21 protein-coding genes are annotated in these 20,090 nt (G+C 54.7%); 8 read left to right on the top strand and 13 right to left on the bottom strand.

The features are described from left to right. Nucleotides 1-2 precede the first annotated feature (2 nt). Genes yggU through OGV67_RS14270 form a run of 3 tightly spaced genes read right to left on the bottom strand, consistent with a single transcriptional unit; the run spans nucleotide 3 to nucleotide 1,579 of the window. Nucleotides 3-293, bottom strand: coding sequence for a DUF167 family protein YggU (gene yggU, locus OGV67_RS14280; protein ID WP_012135069.1), 291 nt, complete (start codon nucleotides 291-293; stop codon nucleotides 3-5). After that, on the bottom strand, nucleotides 290-856 hold the full coding sequence (locus OGV67_RS14275; protein ID WP_115614425.1) for a YggT family protein: 567 nt from the start codon (nucleotides 854-856) through the stop codon (nucleotides 290-292). Before OGV67_RS14275 ends, yggU begins: the two co-directional genes overlap by 4 nt. An 18-nt stretch (nucleotides 857-874) precedes the next feature. Continuing rightward, nucleotides 875-1,579, bottom strand: a complete 705-nt coding sequence (locus OGV67_RS14270) for a YggS family pyridoxal phosphate-dependent enzyme (RefSeq protein WP_049010785.1) — start codon at nucleotides 1,577-1,579, stop codon at nucleotides 875-877. A 17-nt stretch (nucleotides 1,580-1,596) separates the two neighbouring features. Between OGV67_RS14270 and OGV67_RS14265 the strand changes: the two genes are divergently transcribed. Next, nucleotides 1,597-2,577 (top strand): type IV pilus twitching motility protein PilT, encoded by a 981-nt coding sequence (locus tag OGV67_RS14265; protein ID WP_049010783.1) that lies wholly within the window; start codon nucleotides 1,597-1,599, stop codon nucleotides 2,575-2,577. 149 nt (nucleotides 2,578-2,726) lie between these two features. Here the strand turns inward: OGV67_RS14265 and ruvX are convergent, their stop codons facing one another. The 8 genes from ruvX to metK all read right to left on the bottom strand — a co-directional run bounded on the left by ruvX (nucleotide 2,727) and on the right by metK (nucleotide 10,076). Then, on the bottom strand, nucleotides 2,727-3,143 hold the full coding sequence (gene ruvX, locus OGV67_RS14260) for a Holliday junction resolvase RuvX (protein ID WP_049010779.1): 417 nt from the start codon (nucleotides 3,141-3,143) through the stop codon (nucleotides 2,727-2,729). Continuing rightward, the gene (locus OGV67_RS14255) at nucleotides 3,143-3,706 is read right to left on the bottom strand and encodes a YqgE/AlgH family protein (RefSeq protein WP_012135063.1); all 564 of its coding nucleotides are present in this window, start codon (nucleotides 3,704-3,706) and stop codon (nucleotides 3,143-3,145) included. The genes ruvX and OGV67_RS14255 overlap by 1 nt, the downstream gene beginning before the upstream one ends. A gap of 176 nt (nucleotides 3,707-3,882) precedes the next feature. Beyond that, entirely contained in the window at nucleotides 3,883-4,830 is a 948-nt protein-coding gene (gene gshB / locus OGV67_RS14250) for a glutathione synthase (RefSeq protein ID WP_012135062.1), read from the bottom strand. 12 nt (nucleotides 4,831-4,842) lie between these two features. Then, nucleotides 4,843-5,574 (bottom strand): 16S rRNA (uracil(1498)-N(3))-methyltransferase, encoded by a 732-nt coding sequence (rsmE, locus tag OGV67_RS14245; RefSeq protein ID WP_047463935.1) that lies wholly within the window; start codon nucleotides 5,572-5,574, stop codon nucleotides 4,843-4,845. A 77-nt stretch (nucleotides 5,575-5,651) separates the two neighbouring features. Then, nucleotides 5,652-6,359, bottom strand: coding sequence for a deoxyribonuclease I (gene endA, locus OGV67_RS14240; protein ID WP_012135060.1), 708 nt, complete (start codon nucleotides 6,357-6,359; stop codon nucleotides 5,652-5,654). A gap of 94 nt (nucleotides 6,360-6,453) precedes the next feature. Next, on the bottom strand, nucleotides 6,454-6,951 hold the full coding sequence (locus OGV67_RS14235; protein WP_058668076.1) for a SprT family zinc-dependent metalloprotease: 498 nt from the start codon (nucleotides 6,949-6,951) through the stop codon (nucleotides 6,454-6,456). A 158-nt stretch (nucleotides 6,952-7,109) separates the two neighbouring features. Beyond that, nucleotides 7,110-8,504, bottom strand: a complete 1,395-nt coding sequence (gene galP / locus OGV67_RS14230) for a galactose/proton symporter (RefSeq protein WP_060815922.1) — start codon at nucleotides 8,502-8,504, stop codon at nucleotides 7,110-7,112. A 417-nt stretch (nucleotides 8,505-8,921) separates the two neighbouring features. Next, nucleotides 8,922-10,076, bottom strand: a complete 1,155-nt coding sequence (gene metK / locus OGV67_RS14225) for a methionine adenosyltransferase (protein ID WP_012135057.1) — start codon at nucleotides 10,074-10,076, stop codon at nucleotides 8,922-8,924. Nucleotides 10,077-10,491: 415 nt separating this feature from the next. Here metK and yqgG point away from each other — a divergent pair, with 415 nt between their 5' ends. From yqgG to speB, 4 genes are all read left to right on the top strand, one after another. Then, nucleotides 10,492-10,629 (top strand): small protein YqgG, encoded by a 138-nt coding sequence (gene yqgG / locus OGV67_RS14220; protein WP_269475138.1) that lies wholly within the window; start codon nucleotides 10,492-10,494, stop codon nucleotides 10,627-10,629. A gap of 97 nt (nucleotides 10,630-10,726) precedes the next feature. Beyond that, a complete protein-coding gene (yqgB, locus tag OGV67_RS14215) occupies nucleotides 10,727-10,858 on the top strand; it encodes an acid stress response protein YqgB (protein WP_047463939.1) in 132 nt (43 codons plus the stop codon). Between the two features lie 8 nt (nucleotides 10,859-10,866). Next, complete coding sequence (gene speA, locus OGV67_RS14210; protein WP_024130934.1) at nucleotides 10,867-12,843, top strand: biosynthetic arginine decarboxylase; 1,977 nt, start codon at nucleotides 10,867-10,869, stop codon at nucleotides 12,841-12,843. Nucleotides 12,844-13,073: 230 nt separating this feature from the next. Further along, on the top strand, nucleotides 13,074-13,994 hold the full coding sequence (speB, locus tag OGV67_RS14205; RefSeq protein WP_012135054.1) for an agmatinase: 921 nt from the start codon (nucleotides 13,074-13,076) through the stop codon (nucleotides 13,992-13,994). 39 nt (nucleotides 13,995-14,033) lie between these two features. Here the strand turns inward: speB and OGV67_RS14200 are convergent, their stop codons facing one another. Then, the gene (locus tag OGV67_RS14200; protein WP_012135053.1) at nucleotides 14,034-15,302 is read right to left on the bottom strand and encodes an OprD family outer membrane porin; all 1,269 of its coding nucleotides are present in this window, start codon (nucleotides 15,300-15,302) and stop codon (nucleotides 14,034-14,036) included. Between the two features lie 321 nt (nucleotides 15,303-15,623). On the opposite strand from OGV67_RS14200, the gene OGV67_RS14195 reads away from it, so the two are divergent. Further along, nucleotides 15,624-16,043 carry a hypothetical protein gene (locus OGV67_RS14195; protein ID WP_286465665.1) on the top strand — a complete coding sequence of 140 codons (420 nt, stop codon included), beginning with the start codon at nucleotides 15,624-15,626 and terminating at the stop codon, nucleotides 16,041-16,043. A gap of 249 nt (nucleotides 16,044-16,292) precedes the next feature. Here OGV67_RS14195 and loiP read toward each other — a convergent pair whose 3' ends face one another. Next, on the bottom strand, nucleotides 16,293-17,051 hold the full coding sequence (loiP, locus tag OGV67_RS14190; RefSeq protein WP_049010274.1) for a metalloprotease LoiP: 759 nt from the start codon (nucleotides 17,049-17,051) through the stop codon (nucleotides 16,293-16,295). 277 nt (nucleotides 17,052-17,328) lie between these two features. Here loiP and tkt point away from each other — a divergent pair, with 277 nt between their 5' ends. Then, nucleotides 17,329-19,320, top strand: a complete 1,992-nt coding sequence (tkt, locus tag OGV67_RS14185; protein ID WP_024130933.1) for a transketolase — start codon at nucleotides 17,329-17,331, stop codon at nucleotides 19,318-19,320. A gap of 313 nt (nucleotides 19,321-19,633) precedes the next feature. Continuing rightward, entirely contained in the window at nucleotides 19,634-20,074 is a 441-nt protein-coding gene (cmtB, locus tag OGV67_RS14180) for a PTS mannitol transporter subunit IIA (protein ID WP_115614427.1), read from the top strand. Nucleotides 20,075-20,090: the final 16 nt, after the last annotated feature.

Below are 20,090 nucleotides of genomic sequence, written 5' to 3'. Positions count from 1 at the left end.
ACCTAATCAGTTAACGCCGCGATTTCTGGCGGGATCTGTTGCGGATGAATGATTTTAACCTGTTTGTGGCGGCCCAGTTCGCCCTTTTCAATGACGACCTGGCTTTTCGCCACGCGGAATTGTTTGCCAAGAAACTTCACCAGATGGCTGTTGGCCTGGCCATCAACCGGCGGGGCGGTAATGGCGACTTTCACTTCGTCGCCATGTAAACCCACAATACTGTCACGGCTGGCTTTCGGCTGAATATAGAGCCGTAAAATCAGACCGTCAGCGCAGGGGGTAACGGCACTCATAGCGCCATCCACAGCCCCGGCAGCAGCATATTGCCTGTCGCCTGTAAGACTTCAGCGATGCCCATGTTGATAACATACAGCAGCAGAACCAGGATCATCGGCGAGAAGTCGATGCCGCCCATCGAAGGGAGCAGACGGCGAATCGGGCGCAGCAAAGGGTCCGCCAGTTGAAGCAGAACGTATTCAATCGGGCTCCGGCCCTGGCTCACCCAGCTCATGATCGCCATCACCAGCAGTACCCAGAAAATCAGCAGGCCGATGGTTTTCAGGACGATAAGCATGGCGGCGATCCAGATAATCGGCTGGAACGTCACGACCATGAAAAGCACTATCGCTTTGATAAAGCTCAGAATAAATGCCAACAGCATGGAGGCGCTATCAATCGGCCCCATTGGCGGAATAATACGACGCAGCGGCCCGATAATGGGTTGAGTCGCTTTCACCACAAACTGTGAGAAAGGGTTGTAAAAATCACAGCGAGCCCACTGCATCCATACGCGCAACAATAGCACCATGGTATACAGTTCAATTACCGTTGAGAGCAGGAAGGTCAACGTCTTCATGGCGTTCCTCAGTTTTCCTTAATTTTTTGTGTAATCACGCGCACCAAAAATAGCGGTGCCGATGCGCACCATCGTGCTACCTGCCGCAATTGCGGCGTCCATATCATCCGACATACCCAGAGAAAGGGTATCAACGCCAGGATAGCGCGTTTTCAGCCCGGCAAATGCTACAGCCATTTGGCGTGCAACTTCAAACTGCCTTACATAATCTGACTCAGGGGCGGGGATCGCCATCAGTCCGCGCAGCCTGATACCGGGAAGCTCAACCACGCTTGCCGCCAGAGCGTCCAGTTCCGTAAGCGGAATCCCGGACTTGCTGTTCTCATCGCTGATATTAATTTGAATCAGCACGTTCAGCGGCGGCAGACCTGCCGGGCGCTGTTCGCTCAGACGGGCGGCGATACGCAGACGATCGATCGTATGGCACCAGTCAAAATGCTCTGCCACCAGACGACTTTTGTTGGACTGCAAGGGGCCAATAAAGTGCCATTGCAGCCCTTCGACGCCGCTTTCTTTGAAGTGGCGAATTTTCTCTACCCCTTCCTGAACATAGTTTTCGCCAAACGCCCGCTGCCCGACCGCGATGGCTTCTGCGATGGCGCTCGCAGGCTTGGTTTTACTCACTGCAAGTAGCGTAACTTCTTCTGAAGACCGCCCGCAACGCGTCGCGGCGGCTGAGATTTTGTCCCGGACATGTGCCAGGTTATGCGCGATATCGTTCATTTTCCGAGGATGTTCGTATGGATATGGAAGAAATAGTGGCCCTTAGTGTAAAGCATAACGTCTCGGATCTACACCTGTGCAACGCATGGCCTGCACGCTGGCGTAAACGGGGAAAAGTGGAAATAGCCCCGTTTAGCAGCCCGAATGTCGAGGTTTTGTTGTCACAATGGCTTAACGATGCGCAGCGCCGGGCGTGGCAGGCGGATGGTCAGCTCGACTTTGCGGTGTCGCTGCCGGGCGAACTGCGGTTACGCGCCAGCGCTTTTCATCACGAGCAGGGCGCATCGCTGGCGCTGCGGTTGCTGCCCACTACGTGCCCGCAACTGGACGCGCTCCAGACGCCTGCCGCGCTACCCGCGCTCCTTGGCGGCGAGAACGGACTGATTCTGGTGACCGGGGCGACGGGAAGCGGGAAATCCACCACGCTGGCGGCAATGGTGGAATACCTCAACCAGCATCTCGATGGTCATATTCTGACGCTGGAAGATCCTATTGAGTACCACCATACCAGCCAGCGCTGCCTGATTCAGCAGCGGGAGGTTGGCGTACACTGCCGCTCCTTTGCCGCCGGGTTACGCGCTGCGCTGCGTGAAGACCCGGATGTGATTTTATTAGGCGAACTGCGCGACAGCGAGACCATTCGCCTGGCGCTGACGGCGGCGGAAACGGGGCATCTGGTACTGGCGACGCTACATACGCGCGGCGCGGCACAGGCGGTAGAGCGGCTGGTCGACTCCTTTCCGGCGCAGGAGAAAGATCCGGTACGCAGTCAACTTGCGGGCAGCCTGCGCGCCGTGTTGTCGCAGAAGCTGGAAACCGACAGGCAGGACGGACGCGTGGCGTTATTTGAACTGCTCATCAACACGCCAGCGGTTGGCAATCTTATTCGGGAGGGGAAAATCCACCAGTTGCCCGGCGTTATTCAGACCAGCCAACAGGCGGGGATGCAGACTTTTGCCCAGAGTCTGCAACAGCGGCAGGCGCAGGGCAGGCTTTAGCGAACGGTTGTGCCGGATGGCGGCCGATGGCCTTATCCGGCCTACACGCGTGCCCGTAGTTTGTAGGCCTGATAAGCGAAGCGCCATCAGGCGTTGATATGGAAGCTAATTTGTCGGTCTTAACGCTGCTCGCCATCAGGCAATTCGCTTCAGTAACCCTGCTCGAAATAGCTTTCGAGGATGATGACGGCCGAGGCGGAATCCACCTTGCCTTTGTTGAGTGCGCGATAACCGCCCTGTTCAAACAGGCCAGAGCGCGCTTCTACGGTGCTGAGGCGTTCGTCATGCAGCGTAACCGGCACGCCAAAACGGCCATGAATGCGGTTGGCGAACTTGCGGGCGCGAGCGGTGAGGGGCTGCTCTGTGCCATCCATATTGAGCGGTAGCCCGACAATAATTTCATCCGGCTGCCACTCTTTCAGCAAACGCTCGATAATGCTCCAGTCTGGCGTTCCGTCCTGCGCTTTTATCGCTGGCAGCGCGCGGGCGGTGCCGGTGATGCGCTGTCCTATCGCTACGCCGATACTTTTGGTGCCGAAATCAAATGCGAGTAAGGTTCCGCTCATCAGGCATGCCCCGCCACACCAGGCATGGTCAGAATATCAATTCCGATTAATTTGGCCGCGTCTCGCCAACGGTCGGCAATCGGCGTTTTGAACAGAATATTGAGATCGGCAGGGGCCGTGAGCCAGGCATTATCCATCAGCTCTTGCTCCAGTTGACCTTTATCCCATGATGAATAACCCAGCGCCACCAGCACCTCAGAGGGTTGCTCCGGTGTGCCTAACGTCTCCAGCACGTCGCGGGACGTGGTGATCACCGTATTGTCAGAAATGCGAATACTGGACGAAAAGCGGGAGGGCGGAGTATGTAAAATAAATCCCCGATCTTCCGCCAGCGGCCCGCCGAGCATTACGGCTTTATCCAGACGAATCGCCGGATCGCGCGGTTCAGGCGTAATCTTCAGTTTTTCCAGAATCCCTTCAATCTGTAGATTTTCCAGAGGCTTATTAATGATAATCCCCATTGCGCCATCTTCATTGTGTTCGCAAATGTACACCACGGAGCGGCGGAAAATTGGGTCCTGGAGAGCAGGCATGGCAATAAGAAAGTGATGCTGTAAATTCATTGTCAGAGGTTCTGTATCCGGGTTCAAAAAAGCAACAGCGTCCAGTATGTGGGGAAAGCGCGAAGATGTCACCCTCTGAAAATAGCTTTGCCGGATGGCAGTTTCGTCTTATCCGGCCTGTGGGGTGAAATTCCAGGCCGGATAAGACGCGAAGGCGTCGTCATCCGGCAACTAATTTACTTCTGCAAACGCGCCTCAATGGCATCCATCAGCATTCCGGTAATCGAAACCGGGAACTCCGCTTCAATTTCACGAATACAGGTTGGGCTGGTGACGTTAATTTCCGTCAGACGATCGCCGATGATATCCAGACCCACAAAAATCAGCCCCTTCGCTTTCAGGGTTGGGCCAATGCGGCGGGCGATTTCCCAGTCGCTGTCGGTAAGCGGGCGCGGTTCGCCGCGACCACCGGCCGCCAGGTTGCCACGGGTCTCGCCGCCCTGCGGAATCCGCGCCAGGCAGTACGGAACGGGTTCGCCGTCAACAACCAGCACGCGTTTGTCGCCGTCTTTAATGGCAGGCAGGTAGTTCTGCGCCATGCAATAGCGGGTGCCATGCTCGGTCAGCGTTTCGGCGATCACGCCGAGGTTGGGGTCGCCTTCCTTCACGCGGAAGATAGACGCGCCGCCCATGCCGTCCAGCGGCTTGAGAATGATGTCGCTGTGCTTCTGCCAGAAGGCTTTCAGTTGCGCTTTGTTGCGCGTGACCAGCGTTTCCGGCGTCAGGTCGGAGAACCAGGCGGTGAACAGTTTTTCGTTGCAGTCGCGCAGGCTCTGGGGCTTATTGACGATCAGCGCGCCTTTCTCTTCCGCGCGCTCCAGAATATAAGTGGCGTAGATAAATTCGGTATCGAACGGCGGATCTTTACGCATCAGGATGACGTCCAGATCGGCTAGCGGCAGATCCTGCTCGTCGTTGAACGTATACCAGTTGTCATAGTTCTGCTCTACGCTCAGGGTACGCGTGCGGGCGCGAGCCTCACCGTTGATCAAATACAGATCGGCCATCTCCATGTAATGAAGTTCGTAGCCACGACGTTGTGCTTCCAGCAGCATAGCGAAGCTGGAATCTTTCTTGATGTTGATGCTTGCGATGGGGTCCATCACGATGCCGAGCTTGATCATTGTTCTTCTCCGTTAGCCCAGATCGCCAAAACGCACCTGTAGCGCGGTAATGGCGGTGAGCGCAGTTGTCTCAGTACGCAGAACGCGAGGTCCTAACAGGATATCAGTAAACTGGTAGCGGGCGGTCATGGCGATTTCATCTGCCGACAAACCGCCTTCCGGGCCAATCAACAGGCGCACGCGCTCCACGGGGAGCGGCAGGGTGTTGATACTGGCGCTGGCGCGCGGGTGAAGGTTCAGTTTCAGCCCCTCGTCCTGCTCGGCGCACCAGGCTTCCAGATCCATTGCCGGGCGAATTTCCGGCACCCGGTTACGACCGCACTGTTCGCAGGCGGCAATAGCGATTTTTTGCCACTGCTGGCGCTTCTTGTTCAGACGTTCGCTGTCCAGTTTAACGCCGCAGCGCTCAGAAAAAAGTGGCGTAATGAGGCTTACACCCAGTTCGATCGATTTCTGGATAGTGAATTCCATTTTTTCGCCGCGCGACATCACCTGGCCGAGGTGAATATGCAGCGGGGATTCACGATCGTCGAGGGTGGCGCTGAGCACTTTTACATCGACGCTTTTTTTGCTGGCGTTGGTTATCTCGGCGTCAAACACCTGATTACTGCCGTCAAACAGCTGGAGCGCCTGGCCTGGCCCCATACGCAGCACGCGTCCGATATGGTTGGCGGCGTCTTCACACAGGGAGAACTGGCTGCCGGATGTGATGGGTTCAGGGTGATAAATGCGGGGAATGCGCATAATAGAAAAATCCGCGTCATCTCCCCACGCCATCTGATCGCGTGGGGCAGGGTTAAAAATATTCCCGCTAGTGTAGGTTAGCTCTTTTGCGCCTGGCAAGCGCGTTGCACGTATGGATTGTGGTTCCCTTGTACCCTGGCGATGCGTTCGTCGCGCTCGCACTCCCAGTCCGTGACCGGATACAGCTTGTTCCAGGCGTTGAAAAGCTGCGTTTGCTGACGGGAGAGCGTCAGATTGTACTGGTCGCGCATATAAAAGTAGGTACGGGCGATCGCACCACGGGCGCGAGCAGGCGGTTCGGCGATTTTTTCCTTGAAATTGACCTTCATGGCGCACTGGCCGTACTGACCTTCGCCGCCATTCCACTGGCTGTACATAAAGTTGCCGCGATCGCCATTCACCTCGCCGACGGCGGGTTGCAGATTGTGCATGTCGCTCTCCATCTTGCGGTAGACAGGATCTTTCGCACAGTTTTTTCGCCCGCCGTCCTGCCAGCACTGACGCTGGTGGCCGAACTGCCAGGCGGGTACGACGTGTTCCCATTCAATGCGGCTGGCGCGGTTTTCATTTTTTCGGACTTTATAGCCGCAGGAGGCGAGATCCACGACGCCTTTTTTACCCTGCCAGTTAATTTTACACCCGCAGTAGAAATCGCCGGGAACATCGGCATTGACTTTGACCCCGGCGGTTTTGGCCTGAGAAAAACTGTTGATGCCTGTAGCCAGCACCTGCCCTGAGAGCATCATCGCCAACAACGCTGCGGCAAAAGAAAAATTACGGTACATCACGAACTCCGTGTCAAAACGAGCCCGCAACGTAGCGAAAGTTGTTCTTGTATGCAATCAGGCAGATCAGAAAAGTTCCTGATTATTCTGGCGATTATTCAGCAACAAGCGGTTCGCCGCAGTGAACGCAGCGGTAGGTGGCTTCACCGCGCACGATGCGATTATGGCGGCGCACGGTGAGCTGATGCTGCTGGCATTTACAGCGGTAGGTAAAGGTATTGCGGCGAACGGATTGCAGTTCAAACTGATGCGTGCGTCTGGCAGGGACGCCCAGTACGCTTTCCATCATCCATTTCCACTCTTTGCCGTGCGGCGCAACCCGGCCAAAATGTTTCCAGACCAGCAAATGCGCCAGTTCATGGGGCACCACTTCATTAACGAACGCGTCGACGTTTTCCATCAATAGCACAGGATTGAGACGGATTTCGTAGGTTTGTAGCCATGCTGTTCCCGCAGCAGTTCCACGTTGTTGATAAACCAGCCTGGGTTCCGGGTAATGACGTTCCAGTTTGAGATTGGCCTGGGCGAGTTTTTCCCGCAGGCTACGCATGACGGCTTGCTGGACAGCGATAGGGAGACGGGAGGTTTTCATAACGACAGAGGATAATGGGAGGTGATGGAGACTGCAAGAGGGACGCTTCACCCCGCTAAGTTTTGCCGGATGGCGGCCGACAAACCGGTCTGCGTTCAACTGAGGGCAGTAGGCCCGATAAGCTTGCGCCATCGGGCACTTACCGCTAATTATCAGCGTTAGTTGTGAGCGCCGATTTCGCGCAGCTTACGGCCTTTCATCAGGTTACGTTCAATGTGTTCCAGAGAGACGTGTTTGGTTTCAGGAACCAGCCAGATGGTCAGGATGATGAAGAACAGGTTCAGACCGGCATAGACCCAGAAGGTGTTTGCGTTGCCCAGCGTGTTGAGCATGGTCAGGAACGTTGCGCCGACGATCATATTGGCGATCCAGTTGGTGGCGGTAGAGCAGGTGATACCGAAATCGCGGCCTTTCAGCGGCTGAATTTCAGAGCACAGTACCCAAATCAGCGGACCGGCGCTCATCGCGAACCCGATGATAAACATCAGCAGCATGGCGATAGCGAAGTATTGCGCTGACGGCGAGTGAATGCCGATATGCATCATGGTGCCGAGAGTGCCCATGCCGATAGCCATGACCAGGAAGCCCAGCGTCAGCGTTGGTTTACGCCCCCAGCGGTCTACCAGGCCGATAGCGATAAAGGTGGCCAGCACGTTCGTCAGACCAACGATAACGGTGCCCCACATCTGCTCGGTGGTATTGGTATAACCTGCCAGTTCAAAGATTTTCGGCGCGTAGTACATGATGACGTTCATCCCGGTGAACTGTTGCATCACCTGCAAAAGCACCCCGAGGAACACCGCGCGACGGAAGTTGCTGTTCTCTTTAAACAGCGCCCAGCCGCTCTGTTTTACTTGCAGACTTTCACGGATCTCATCCAGCTCGCGTTTGGCTTCTGCGCTGGTATCACGCAGGCGCAGCAGTACGCGTTCAGCATCAATAAAGCGACGTTTCGCCGCGAACCAGCGCGGGCTGTCCGGCAGGAAGAACACGCCGATCAGCAGCAGAATGGCCGGAATGATGATCACGCCCAGCATCCAGCGCCATGCGCCGCTGTAGCTGAACGCGGTGTCAGACAGATAGGCGCCAAGAATACCGATGGTGATCATCAACTGGTACATGGAGATCATACTGCCGCGAATTTTCTCCGGCGCGATCTCAGACAGGTACAGCGGGGCGGTGTAGGACGCGACGCCAACGGCCAGGCCTAACAGCACGCGGGAAACGATCAGCACCTCAACGTTAGGCGCGGCGGCGGAAAACAGCGAACCGGCCACAAACAGGATCGCGCCGATCATCAGGCTTTTCTTACGACCTAATTTGAAGGAGAGCCAGCCGCTGCCGACGGCACCGACGGCGGCGCCGAACATCATCGAACTGACCACCCACTCCTGAGTGTGCGCGGTAATCTGGAATTCGTCAGTGATGAAGGGTAAAGCACCGGCGATAACGCCGATATCCAGGCCAAAAAGTAATCCTGCCAGGGCTGCAAGAAAGCAGACAAAAAATGTCATGGCCTTGTTTGAACGCCCCTGTTTTTTATTGTCAGGCATGATGCCTCCGGTTGGGTTGCCAGTTTTGTTGATGCTAAGGGTAGGTGAGTAGCCCGTAAAAATATGTGATTCGAATCACGTTAGTGTAATCGTTTACACTAACATTTGATGGTGAAAGTAATTAATGCTTTGAAAACATAGAGGTAAGTGAGGCGGTTTGTATCGCGAATACGCACATTTAAGACTTAACTGAAAAAAATGTAACGTCAGAAGAAAAACGATCATGCAAAAGGATTATTTTCAACGCATTGCTTATAGAATGGAGGGTAAACGGTTTCATTAATCGTCGGGTGACGGCTATGCCAAAACGACAGAACCCGTAGGCCCGTGCAAGCGAAGCGACTCCGGGCAAAAGATGCGCGCACAAATACAAAAGGCCAGCACGAGGCTGGCCTTAAAAAAAGCAACGTCAGTAAATTACTTCAGACCTGCGGCATCACGCAGCAGCTGCGCCTTGTCGGTTTTTTCCCACGGGAAATGTTCGCGGCCAAAGTGACCGTATGCAGCGGTTTCTTTGTAGATCGGGTGCAGCAGATCCAGCATCTGAATCAGGCCGTACGGACGCAGGTCGAAGAACTCGCGTACCAGCAGGGTCAGTTGTTCAGAAGGCACTTTTTCAGTACCGAAGGTTTCAACCATGATAGAGGTCGGTTCAGCCACGCCGATAGCGTAAGAAACCTGAATCTCACAACGGTCAGCCAGACCTGCGGCAACGATGTTTTTCGCAACATAACGCGCGGCGTAGGCTGCGGAACGGTCAACCTTAGACGGGTCCTTACCGGAGAATGCGCCGCCGCCGTGACGCGCCATACCGCCGTAGGTATCCACGATAATCTTACGACCGGTCAGACCGCAGTCGCCCATCGGGCCGCCGATAACAAAACGACCGGTTGGGTTGATGAAGAATTTCGTCGACGCGTTCAGCCATTCTGACGGCAGGATCGGCTTGATGATCTCTTCCATCACCGCTTCCTGAAGCGATTTCTGGTCAATTTCTTCAGCGTGCTGAGTAGACAGCACGACCGCGTCGATGCCGACAATTTTGCCGTCGTCATACTGGAAAGTGACCTGGCTTTTCGCATCCGGGCGCAGCCACGGCAGCGTGCCGTTTTTACGCACTTCAGCCTGACGCTGTACCAGACGGTGCGCGTAGGTGATCGGCGCTGGCATCAGCACGTCAGTTTCATTGGTCGCGTAACCGAACATCAGGCCCTGGTCGCCCGCGCCCTGTTCCAGCGGATCGGCACGGTCAACGCCCTGGTTGATATCCGGGGACTGTTTGCCGATAGCGCTCAGCACGGCGCAAGAGTTGGCGTCAAAGCCCATGTCGGAATGCACATAGCCAATCTCACGGACCGTGTTACGGGTGATCTCTTCGATATCAACCCATGCGCTGGTCGTGATCTCACCGCCAACTAAAACCATACCGGTTTTAACGTAGGTTTCGCATGCGACGCGCGCTTTCGGATCCTGTTCCAGGATCGCATCCAGCACGGCATCAGAGATTTGGTCAGCAATTTTGTCAGGATGCCCTTCTGATACGGACTCGGACGTAAAAAGGTGTTTTGCCATGTTTTATTTCACCTAAGGAGAATTTGGTTAGCTCAAACTGTTGTGTGGAATAGCCAAAGCAGAGGATTCTACCAAGGCTTGCAGGTTGATGACACTGGCAGTCTGAGTGTTAATCAGTATGGATGGATTAACATCTGGATGGCTATTTTAGGTCACTTCTTCACCCGATTTCCAGTTTTTTTTGAATCAACTCTCGTTGCGTTGAAAACACGACTGGAAATTTTTCAGGACACTGCTGGCAATGTGCGCATTTATGCTTTGCATTTTTCCCCTCTTGTCGGTATAAAACGCGGCGCGCGGCTCATACTAAAAAGCACACGACGGATTCCTCGTGTCGCCACTTCCAGCCGGGCTAAAACGTTGCTTTGGCTTAAAGGCTTGTCTTACGGGGCGGCCGTGGAGGTGATACGAGATAATGAACCGTTGTATTCTGCTGAATCTGTCGCACCGTTCTGGTGTGCGCATGTCCCCCGCAATCTGCATCTCTGCTTTGCATACCTGCCGATGTTATACCCATCTCGGCGCTTCTCAGGACTCCAGAGCCGGTCGGTAACGGAAGACTGAACAAGGGCGCTCTTGTTGAAACAAGAGTTTTCTCGTGGTTTCGCCGAACCGTCATACTTAAGTTCGGTTACGTGTTTTACAATGATATGAAAAAGAAACCGGTCGCGCAGGCGGAGCGTCAGCACTATCTGCTGGAAAATACGTCTGTTTATGGGTTGTTATCGCGTCTACGGATTGCGATAGTAGTCAACTGTTTTACACTTGTTAATAAAATTTGAGGTTCGCTATGTCTGACGACATGTCTATGGGTTCGCCTTCGTCAGCAGGCGAACAGGGTGTACTACGCTCCATGCAGGAGGTTGCAATGAGCTCCCAGGAAGCCAGCAAGATGCTGCGTACTTACAATATTGCCTGGTGGGGCAATAACTACTACGACGTCAACGAACTGGGACACATCAGCGTGTGCCCGGACCCTGACGTACCTCAGGCGCGCGTCGATCTCGCCAAACTGGTGAAAGCTCGCGAAGCGCAAGGCCAGCGTCTACCTGCGTTGTTCTGCTTCCCGCAGATCCTGCAACACCGTCTGCGCTCCATTAACGCGGCGTTTAAACGCGCGCGTGAATCCTACGGTTATAACGGCGACTACTTCCTCGTTTATCCGATCAAGGTCAACCAGCACCGTCGGGTGATTGAATCGCTGATTCACTCCGGCGAACCGCTGGGGCTGGAAGCCGGTTCGAAGGCGGAGCTGATGGCGGTTCTGGCGCACGCCGGAATGACCCGCAGCGTGATCGTCTGTAACGGCTACAAAGACCGTGAATACATCCGTCTGGCGCTGATCGGCGAAAAGATGGGCCACAAGGTCTACCTGGTCATCGAGAAGATGTCAGAAATCGCGATCGTGCTGGATGAAGCCGAGCGTCTGAACGTGATCCCGCGCCTGGGCGTGCGTGCGCGTCTGGCCTCGCAGGGTTCCGGTAAATGGCAGTCTTCCGGCGGCGAAAAATCCAAATTCGGCCTGGCGGCGACGCAGGTGCTGCAACTGGTTGAAACCCTGCGTGAAGCCGGGCGACTGGACAGCCTGCAACTGCTGCATTTCCACCTCGGTTCGCAGATGGCGAATATCCGCGACATTGCCACCGGCGTGCGCGAATCCGCCCGTTTCTACGTTGAATTGCATAAGCTGGGCGTCAACATTCAGTGTTTCGACGTCGGCGGCGGTCTGGGCGTGGATTACGAAGGAACCCGCTCGCAGTCTGATTGCTCCGTGAACTACGGCCTGAACGAATACGCCAACAACATCATCTGGGCGATTGGCGATGCGTGTGAAGAACACGGTCTGCCGCACCCAACGGTGATCACCGAGTCTGGCCGTGCGGTAACTGCGCACCATACCGTGCTGGTATCGAACATCATCGGCGTGGAGCGTAACGAATATACGGTGCCCACCGCGCCTGCCGACGACGCGCCGCGCGCGTTGCAGAGCATGTGGGAAACCTGGCAGGAGATGCACGAGCCGGGCACCCGTCGCTCGCTGCGTGAATGGCTGCACGACAGCCAGATGGACCTGCACGACATTCACATTGGCTACTCTTCCGGGACGTTCAGCTTGCAGGAACGCGCCTGGGCGGAACAGCTCTACCTGAGCATGTGCCACGAAGTACAGAAACAGCTGGACCCGCAGAACCGTGCGCATCGTCCGATCATCGATGAGTTGCAGGAGCGTATGGCGGACAAAATGTACGTCAACTTCTCGCTGTTCCAGTCAATGCCGGATGCGTGGGGTATAGATCAACTGTTCCCGGTGCTGCCGCTGGAAGGGCTGGATCAGGTGCCTGAGCGCCGCGCGGTGCTGCTGGACATCACCTGTGATTCCGATGGCGCGATCGATCACTACATCGACGGTGACGGTATCGCCACCACCATGCCGATGCCGGAGTACGATCCAGAGAACCCGCCGATGCTCGGTTTCTTTATGGTCGGCGCCTATCAGGAGATCCTTGGCAACATGCACAACCTGTTCGGCGACACCGAAGCGGTTGACGTGTTTGTCTTCCCGGATGGCAGCGTGGAAGTTGAGCTGTCTGACGAAGGGGACACCGTGGCGGATATGCTGCAATACGTACAGCTCGATCCGAACACGCTGCTGACCCACTTCCGCGATCAGGTGAAACAGACCGGTCTGGACGATGCGCTGCAACAGCAGTTCCTCGAAGAGTTTGAGACGGGGCTGTACGGGTACACTTACCTGGAAGACGAGTAGCCGCTGATGCCCGGTGGCGCTGCGCTTACCGGGCCTACGAATATAGGCCGGATACGGCGAAGCCGCCATCCGGCAGAATGCTATACTCACTTGAACCCGTATGAATTAACGGCGATAATTCGCCCCAATAAGCGATTTACGAATCAATCCCTTCCTCGTCGGGTTTAACGACGCGGAGGGGATTTTTTTTCATCTGTTTTTAATGTATCGACTTTAAAAGAGGTCAGGACATGAGCACTTTAGGTCATCAGTACGATAACTCCCTGGTTTCCAACGCCTTTGGCTTTCTGCGTCTGCCGCTGAATTTCCAGCCTTATGACAGCGACGCCGACTGGGTGATCACCGGCGTACCGTTTGATATGGCGACTTCCGGTCGTGCGGGCGGCCGCCACGGCCCGGCGGCAATCCGTCAGGTTTCCACTAACCTGGCCTGGGAGCACAACCGCTTCCCGTGGAACTTCGACATGCGCGAGCGTCTGAACGTTGTGGACTGCGGTGACCTGGTCTATGCGTTTGGCGACGCGCGCGAGATGAGTGAAAAATTGCAGGCGCATGCGGAGAAACTGCTGTCAGCCGGTAAACGTATGCTCTCCTTCGGCGGCGACCACTTCGTGACCCTGCCGCTGCTGCGCGCTCATGCAAAGCACTTTGGCAAAATGGCGCTGGTGCATTTTGACGCGCATACCGACACCTACGCGAACGGTTGCGAGTTTGACCACGGCACCATGTTCTACACTGCGCCGAAAGAGGGGTTGATTGACCCGAACCACTCCGTGCAGATTGGTATTCGTACTGAATTTGATAAAGACAACGGTTTCACCGTGCTGGATGCCTGCCAGGTGAACGATCGCGGCGTGGATGACATCATCGCGCAGGTTAATCAGATCGTTGGCGATATGCCGGTCTACCTGACCTTTGATATCGACTGTCTGGACCCGGCGTTCGCACCGGGCACAGGGACACCGGTGATCGGCGGCCTGACTTCCGATCGTGCCATTAAACTGGTGCGCGGTCTGAAAGATCTGAACATCGTCGGGATGGATGTGGTGGAAGTGGCTCCGGCTTATGACCAGTCCGAAATCACCGCGCTGGCTGCGGCGACCCTGGCGCTGGAAATGCTCTACATTCAGGCGGCGAAAAAAGGCGAATAAGTGCTTCCCCCTCTCCGTCATCAGGAGAGGGGGTTTAACTTAAAAGATGTTAAACGGATATTCCACGTAAGCGCGAATCTCGTTGCCGCTGACGTTATAGTCGCTGGCGTTGCTGGACACGCGTAATACGGAATAGCGCAGCTTCAGTTTCAGGTCTTTTGCCATGCCGTCCTGAACCTGGTATTGCACCTGGTTGAACCACTCGTGCTCTTTGCCGTTGCTGGTTGCCGATGTTTTGATGTTATCGCCGCGAACATAAGCGGTTGTCCAGCTCAGCCCAGGTAAACCGAGACCGGCAAAATCCAGTCCATATGACGCCTGCCAGGAACGTTCGTCTTCACCGTTAAAATCAGACCAGTAAGAGTTCGCCAGCCAGATGGTGTTGCCGCCATCGCCGACGCCGCCCTGATCGCGATAGCTGCCGTAGTGATAACCGGTGCTGCCGCTGCTTTGCTGATACGCCACTTTAAAGGTATGAATATCCCAGATATAACTTGCCGCCAGGCTCCAGATGCTGTTGCTGCGGCCAGTATTCAGGCTATCGGCGTAACCGGAATCCAGACGTGAGTTGTAGCCGTTAAAGTCCAGCACCAGCTGCTGTCCGGTGCTGAAAGGCTGTTTGAAGTTCAGTCCCAGATACTGTTTGTTCAGCACATCTTCGACGTGCGAGGCATACAGGGCGCCGCTGAACTGATCGTTAAACTGGTAGCTCGCGCCGCCGAAAGAGAGGCTTTTCAGGCCGCTGTTGTGGCGGTCGTCGCTTTTGCGCTGCTCGTCGGTGAAATAACCGGCATTAATCTCCAGACCGTCGATCTCTCTGGAGGTCAACATGGTGCCGGTGAAGCTTTCAAACAGCAGACGGGAATCGTCGGCGTAGACGATGGGGAGCTGCGGACGCTGGTTGCCGTAGCTCAGGACGGTGTTGGAGATGCGCATTTTGGCGGTTGCGCCAAATTTTGCCAGATCGGATTTCGCGCGGCCGTCGCTGTCTTGTTTGAAGAAGTCGATACCGCCTGCGCCACTGCGGCCACGGCCGCCGTCCAGACGCACGCCATACTGCGCAATACCGTCAACGCCAAAGCCGATCAGACCTTCGGTATAGCCAGATTCAAAGGTGGCGACAATGCCCTGGCCCCATTCGGCTTTGTCCTGTACGCCACCCTGATAGTCGCGGTTAATCCAGGCGTTGCGTAAAAAGAGATTTAAATGGCTGTCATTAACAAAACCCTGGCTGTCGGATTGTTGGCTGGCAATGGCAGGCAATGCGGCGAATAAACTTAATGCGATTAACGATATTTCTTTTTTCACTGAGGGAACTTCTCTTTATGGATAATATCAAATTGAATTGCTGCGTTACGGATAGTTACCTGAATAATTATTGATTGCAAACATTTTGTGACAAAGGCTTACAGCCGTTGGCGTGCCGGCCATATTGGGGCTGGACTATTTTATATTTTGTCTGCGGCGTTAAAAGAAGTGATAAAACATGCCGGGGAATATAAATACTAAAATAATCCTCTATCAGAGAATAAAACGTCGAATATATCGCTACTGTTTATATTTTGATATTTAACGTTCTGTGCGCTTAAGTTATCAATTTATGCGTTATAAGAATGGGGTAATTACCATTTGAGCGCTATTCTGTCTGCCGGGAGAATATTTAGCCAGGAAGATTGTTTCCGTTCACCTGATGTTCAACATTACTCTGAAAACTCAGTACTCGTGAACGTGCAAGGGAGGCTCGCCGCCGCCTCCCTTGCAACCCAGGCTCTCCGGCAAGGAAAATCGCCGCTGCGCGGTTCATTCGCCTTATTCCGTCTGCCTTTCGGGTCGGGGCCGAGCCTGCGTCCCGGCAGGCCGTCCCCTCCGCCCGCGTCCTTGCGGGCGGACCCGGTCAGCCGTCAACGTCTCATCGATTTTCAGCCGGAACAGGGGCATTGCTGCAATGCTCTGATTTTCAGCCGCACCGGTTTTGCTGTTAAAAAACAAACCGCAGAAATGGTCAGGTGTGGGCAGGTCCGGCTGAAAATTGCCGACGTGTTTCCGTAAGGCCGGAGGAACCCGCATGGATGCGGGTTCAGGGCGCGTTTTGCAGGGACGCTACCTCGCGCCCGCCCCGGTAGCCTGGAGGAATAAGCGGAGGGTATTGCGAAGCAACAATTTTTCCGCCGGGAGCCAGGATTGTTAAGGAGGCGGCGACGAGCCTCCTTAACACGTTCGCAAATGCTATGGTTTCAGACAGGTAACGAACATAAGGCGAACGGAACAGCTAACAAGAGCTACATGTTGCTCTCGTTTTTATTTAATACCGTCTGCCGCCATTCGGTCGCGAATATGCTGGGCACGTTCGGCGGAGGCCGGGTGATCGTCAAACATGGAGCTTTGACGTCCCGCTTCCAGCTTCGCCAGTTTCTCAAAACTGGTTGCCAGACCAGCCGGACTGATGCCGCGTTTGCGCAACAAGTCATAGGAGTAATCATCCGCTTCGGACTCCTGGCGCTGGGAGAACTGTGAGTTCACCAGTTTCTCGCCAAGATCGCCCAACTGCGACTGCGACAGACTGCCGACAATACCGCCAGCGGAAGCGGCTGCGGCGCGAACCGCGTTAGTCCCCAGCGCAACCTGCATCCCTTTCTTCACATGGCCGAGCGCAACGTGTCCCATTTCGTGGCCGATGACCGCCTCCACTTCGTTATCGGTCATGATGTCCATCAGGCCGCTATAGACGCGGATACAGCCGTTCGCCATTGCAAACGCGTTAACGTCTTTCGCCACATAGACTTTGTAATTCACCGGCTGGCCGTTGATATTGTCGCCGAGCGCAGAGGCGATTTTGCTCAGTCGCTTCGCGTATTCGCTGCTGGCCGGGGCGATTGTCGCCTTGCTGTCCATTTCCGTACATGCCTGGTCGCTGAGCGCTTTTACTTGCTCATCACTGAGGCTGTAAGCCTGAAAAGCGCCTGCACCTGAAGCGAGCAGTCCATTGGAGTCCATATTCTGGCAACCGGTCAGAACCGTCGCCATGCTCATAGCAAGCAGTAAAGCGCGAATTTTCATGTTTTCTCTTCCGCACGAAATCAGGATTGTTCTAAAAGTGCGCCTTGTGTCGATGAACCAGCGCCACGCTAAGTATAAAGAAAAGAACGACAAGGGGGTGAGCAGATTGCGCAACATGCGAACACGATCCGGAGATTTCTGAAGCGGCGAAAGGATGCTCCATGTACATGGCTCGCGGCTTGGGTTACATTGTTGGCACTTTTTTCCGGCGTAGCCCAAAACGCGCTGTCGTCAAGTCGTTAAGGGCATGGCCTTCATCATCCGATCTGGAGTCAAAATGTCCTCACGTAAAGAGCTTGCCAATGCTATTCGTGCGCTGAGCATGGACGCAGTACAGAAAGCCAAATCCGGTCACCCGGGTGCCCCTATGGGTATGGCTGACATTGCCGAAGTCCTGTGGCGTGATTTCCTGAACCACAACCCGCAGAACCCTTCCTGGGCTGACCGTGACCGCTTCGTGCTGTCTAACGGCCACGGCTCCATGCTGATCTACAGCCTGCTGCACCTCACCGGCTATGACCTGCCGATGTCTGAGCTGCAAAACTTCCGTCAGCTGCACTCCAAAACGCCGGGCCACCCGGAAGTGGGTTACACCGCAGGTGTTGAAACCACCACCGGCCCGCTGGGCCAGGGGATTGCGAACGCGGTCGGTATGGCGATTGCGGAAAAAACACTGGCGGCGCAGTTCAACCGTCCAGGCCACGATATCGTGGATCACTTCACCTATGCCTTCATGGGCGATGGCTGCATGATGGAAGGTATCTCCCATGAAGTCTGCTCTCTGGCAGGAACGCTGAAGCTGGGCAAACTGATCGCGTTCTACGATGACAACGGTATCTCTATCGATGGCCACGTTGAAGGCTGGTTCACTGATGACACCGCTAAACGTTTCGAAGCCTACGGCTGGCACGTTGTGCGCGGTATCGACGGTCACGATGCTGAAGCGATTAAACGCGCGGTTGAAGAAGCGCGCGCCGTTACTGACAAACCGTCCCTGCTGATGTGCAAAACCATCATCGGTTTCGGTTCCCCGAACAAAGCGGGTACGCACGACTCTCACGGCGCGCCGCTGGGCGATGCTGAAATCGCACTGACCCGCGAACAGCTGGGCTGGAAATACGCGCCGTTCGAAATCCCGTCTGAAATCTATGCGCAGTGGGATGCGAAAGAAGCCGGTCAGGCAAAAGAAGCGGCCTGGAATGAGAAATTCGCCGCCTATGCAAAAGCCTTCCCGCAGGAAGCCGCTGAATTTACCCGTCGTATGAAAGGCGAAATGCCGTCTGACTTCGATGCGAAAGCGAATGAATTTATCGCTAAGTTGCAGGCTAATCCGGCGAAAATCGCCAGCCGTAAAGCGTCTCAGAATGCGATTGAAGCGTTTGGGCCGCTGCTGCCTGAGTTCCTCGGCGGTTCCGCTGACCTGGCGCCAAGCAACCTGACCCTGTGGTCGGGTTCTAAAGCCATCAACGAAGATGCTGCGGGTAACTACATCCATTACGGCGTGCGCGAGTTCGGTATGACCGCCATCGCTAACGGTATCTCCCTGCACGGTGGTTTCCTGCCGTACACCTCGACCTTCCTGATGTTCGTGGAATATGCCCGTAACGCGGTGCGTATGGCTGCGCTGATGAAACAGCGTCAGGTGATGGTCTACACCCACGACTCCATCGGTCTGGGCGAAGATGGCCCGACTCACCAGCCGGTAGAGCAGGTGGCTTCTCTGCGCGTAACGCCGAACATGAGCACCTGGCGTCCGTGTGACCAGGTTGAATCCGCAGTGGCGTGGAAATACGGCGTTGAGCGTCAGGACGGCCCGACCGCGCTGATCCTCTCCCGTCAGAATCTGGCGCAGCAGGAACGTACCGAAGAGCAGCTGGCGAACATCGCGCGCGGTGGTTATGTGCTGAAAGATTGCGCCGGTCAGCCGGAACTGATCTTCATCGCAACCGGTTCTGAGGTTGAGCTGGCCGTTGCCGCATGGGACAAACTGTCTGCCGAAGGCGTGAAAGCGCGCGTGGTCTCCATGCCGTCTACCGACGCGTTCGACAAGCAGGATGCCGCTTACCGTGAAGCCGTACTGCCGAAAGCGGTTTCTGCTCGCGTGGCAGTGGAAGCGGGTATCGCTGACTACTGGTTCAAATACGTGGGCCTGAATGGCGCTATCGTCGGCATGACCACCTTCGGTGAGTCTGCGCCTGCTGAGCTGCTGTTCGAAGAGTTCGGCTTTACCGTTGATAACGTTGTCGCGAAAGCAAAAGAACTGCTGTAATCACGATACAACACCGAACGGGTCGCTCAGGCGGCCCGTTTTTTATAAATGGATTATAAATAATTTCGTTCAGACAAGTGGCTATATGCGATCTAATTCACATATTTGATATTTAGTGATTTGATGTAATTGTGATGAATGGCACATAAATACAGTTGCTTTTTATTTTTATGTTTTTAACTGTCTGTTTTTATTGAGTTCTAAAAAAACACTTTCTCCTTCTTCGCATTTTTCCCCTCGATTGATTTCGCTTTGCCGCGCGAGTATTTTGTTTTTAACGATAAGCAGTACCCTATATAAATAAGGATAATTTATGCGGCTGATTGATTATTTCCCTGAATCGTCAATAGCAATAAAAAATGCAGCGACTGACTGGCGCGAAGCAATTGATTTTTCCATGTCCTCTCTGCTTTCTCATGATTATGTTAACTCACGGTATATTCAGGCCATTAAAGAGTCCACATTAACCAATGGACCTTATTATATTCTGACGCCAGGCGTCGCAATGCCGCATGCGCGCCCTGAATGTGGTGCTTTAAAAACGGGGATGTCGTTAACACTCCTCCGGCAAGAAGTGAAGTTTACAGAAGATGATCCGATCAAATTATTAATCGGTTTATCCGCCGCAGATGCGGACTCTCACATTGGCGCTATTCAGGCGTTAAGTGAATTATTATGTGAAGATGAAATTCTTACTGAGTTGTTAACAGCGACATCTGAAAAACAGCTAGCGGATATTATTGCTCGCGCATAATTAATTTCTCCTCTAC

This window comes from Citrobacter sp. CK188 (genome assembly GCF_030333525.1).
GTDB lineage: Bacteria > Pseudomonadota > Gammaproteobacteria > Enterobacterales > Enterobacteriaceae > Citrobacter_B > Citrobacter_B koseri.
This window is presented reverse-complemented; position numbering and strand designations above follow the sequence as displayed.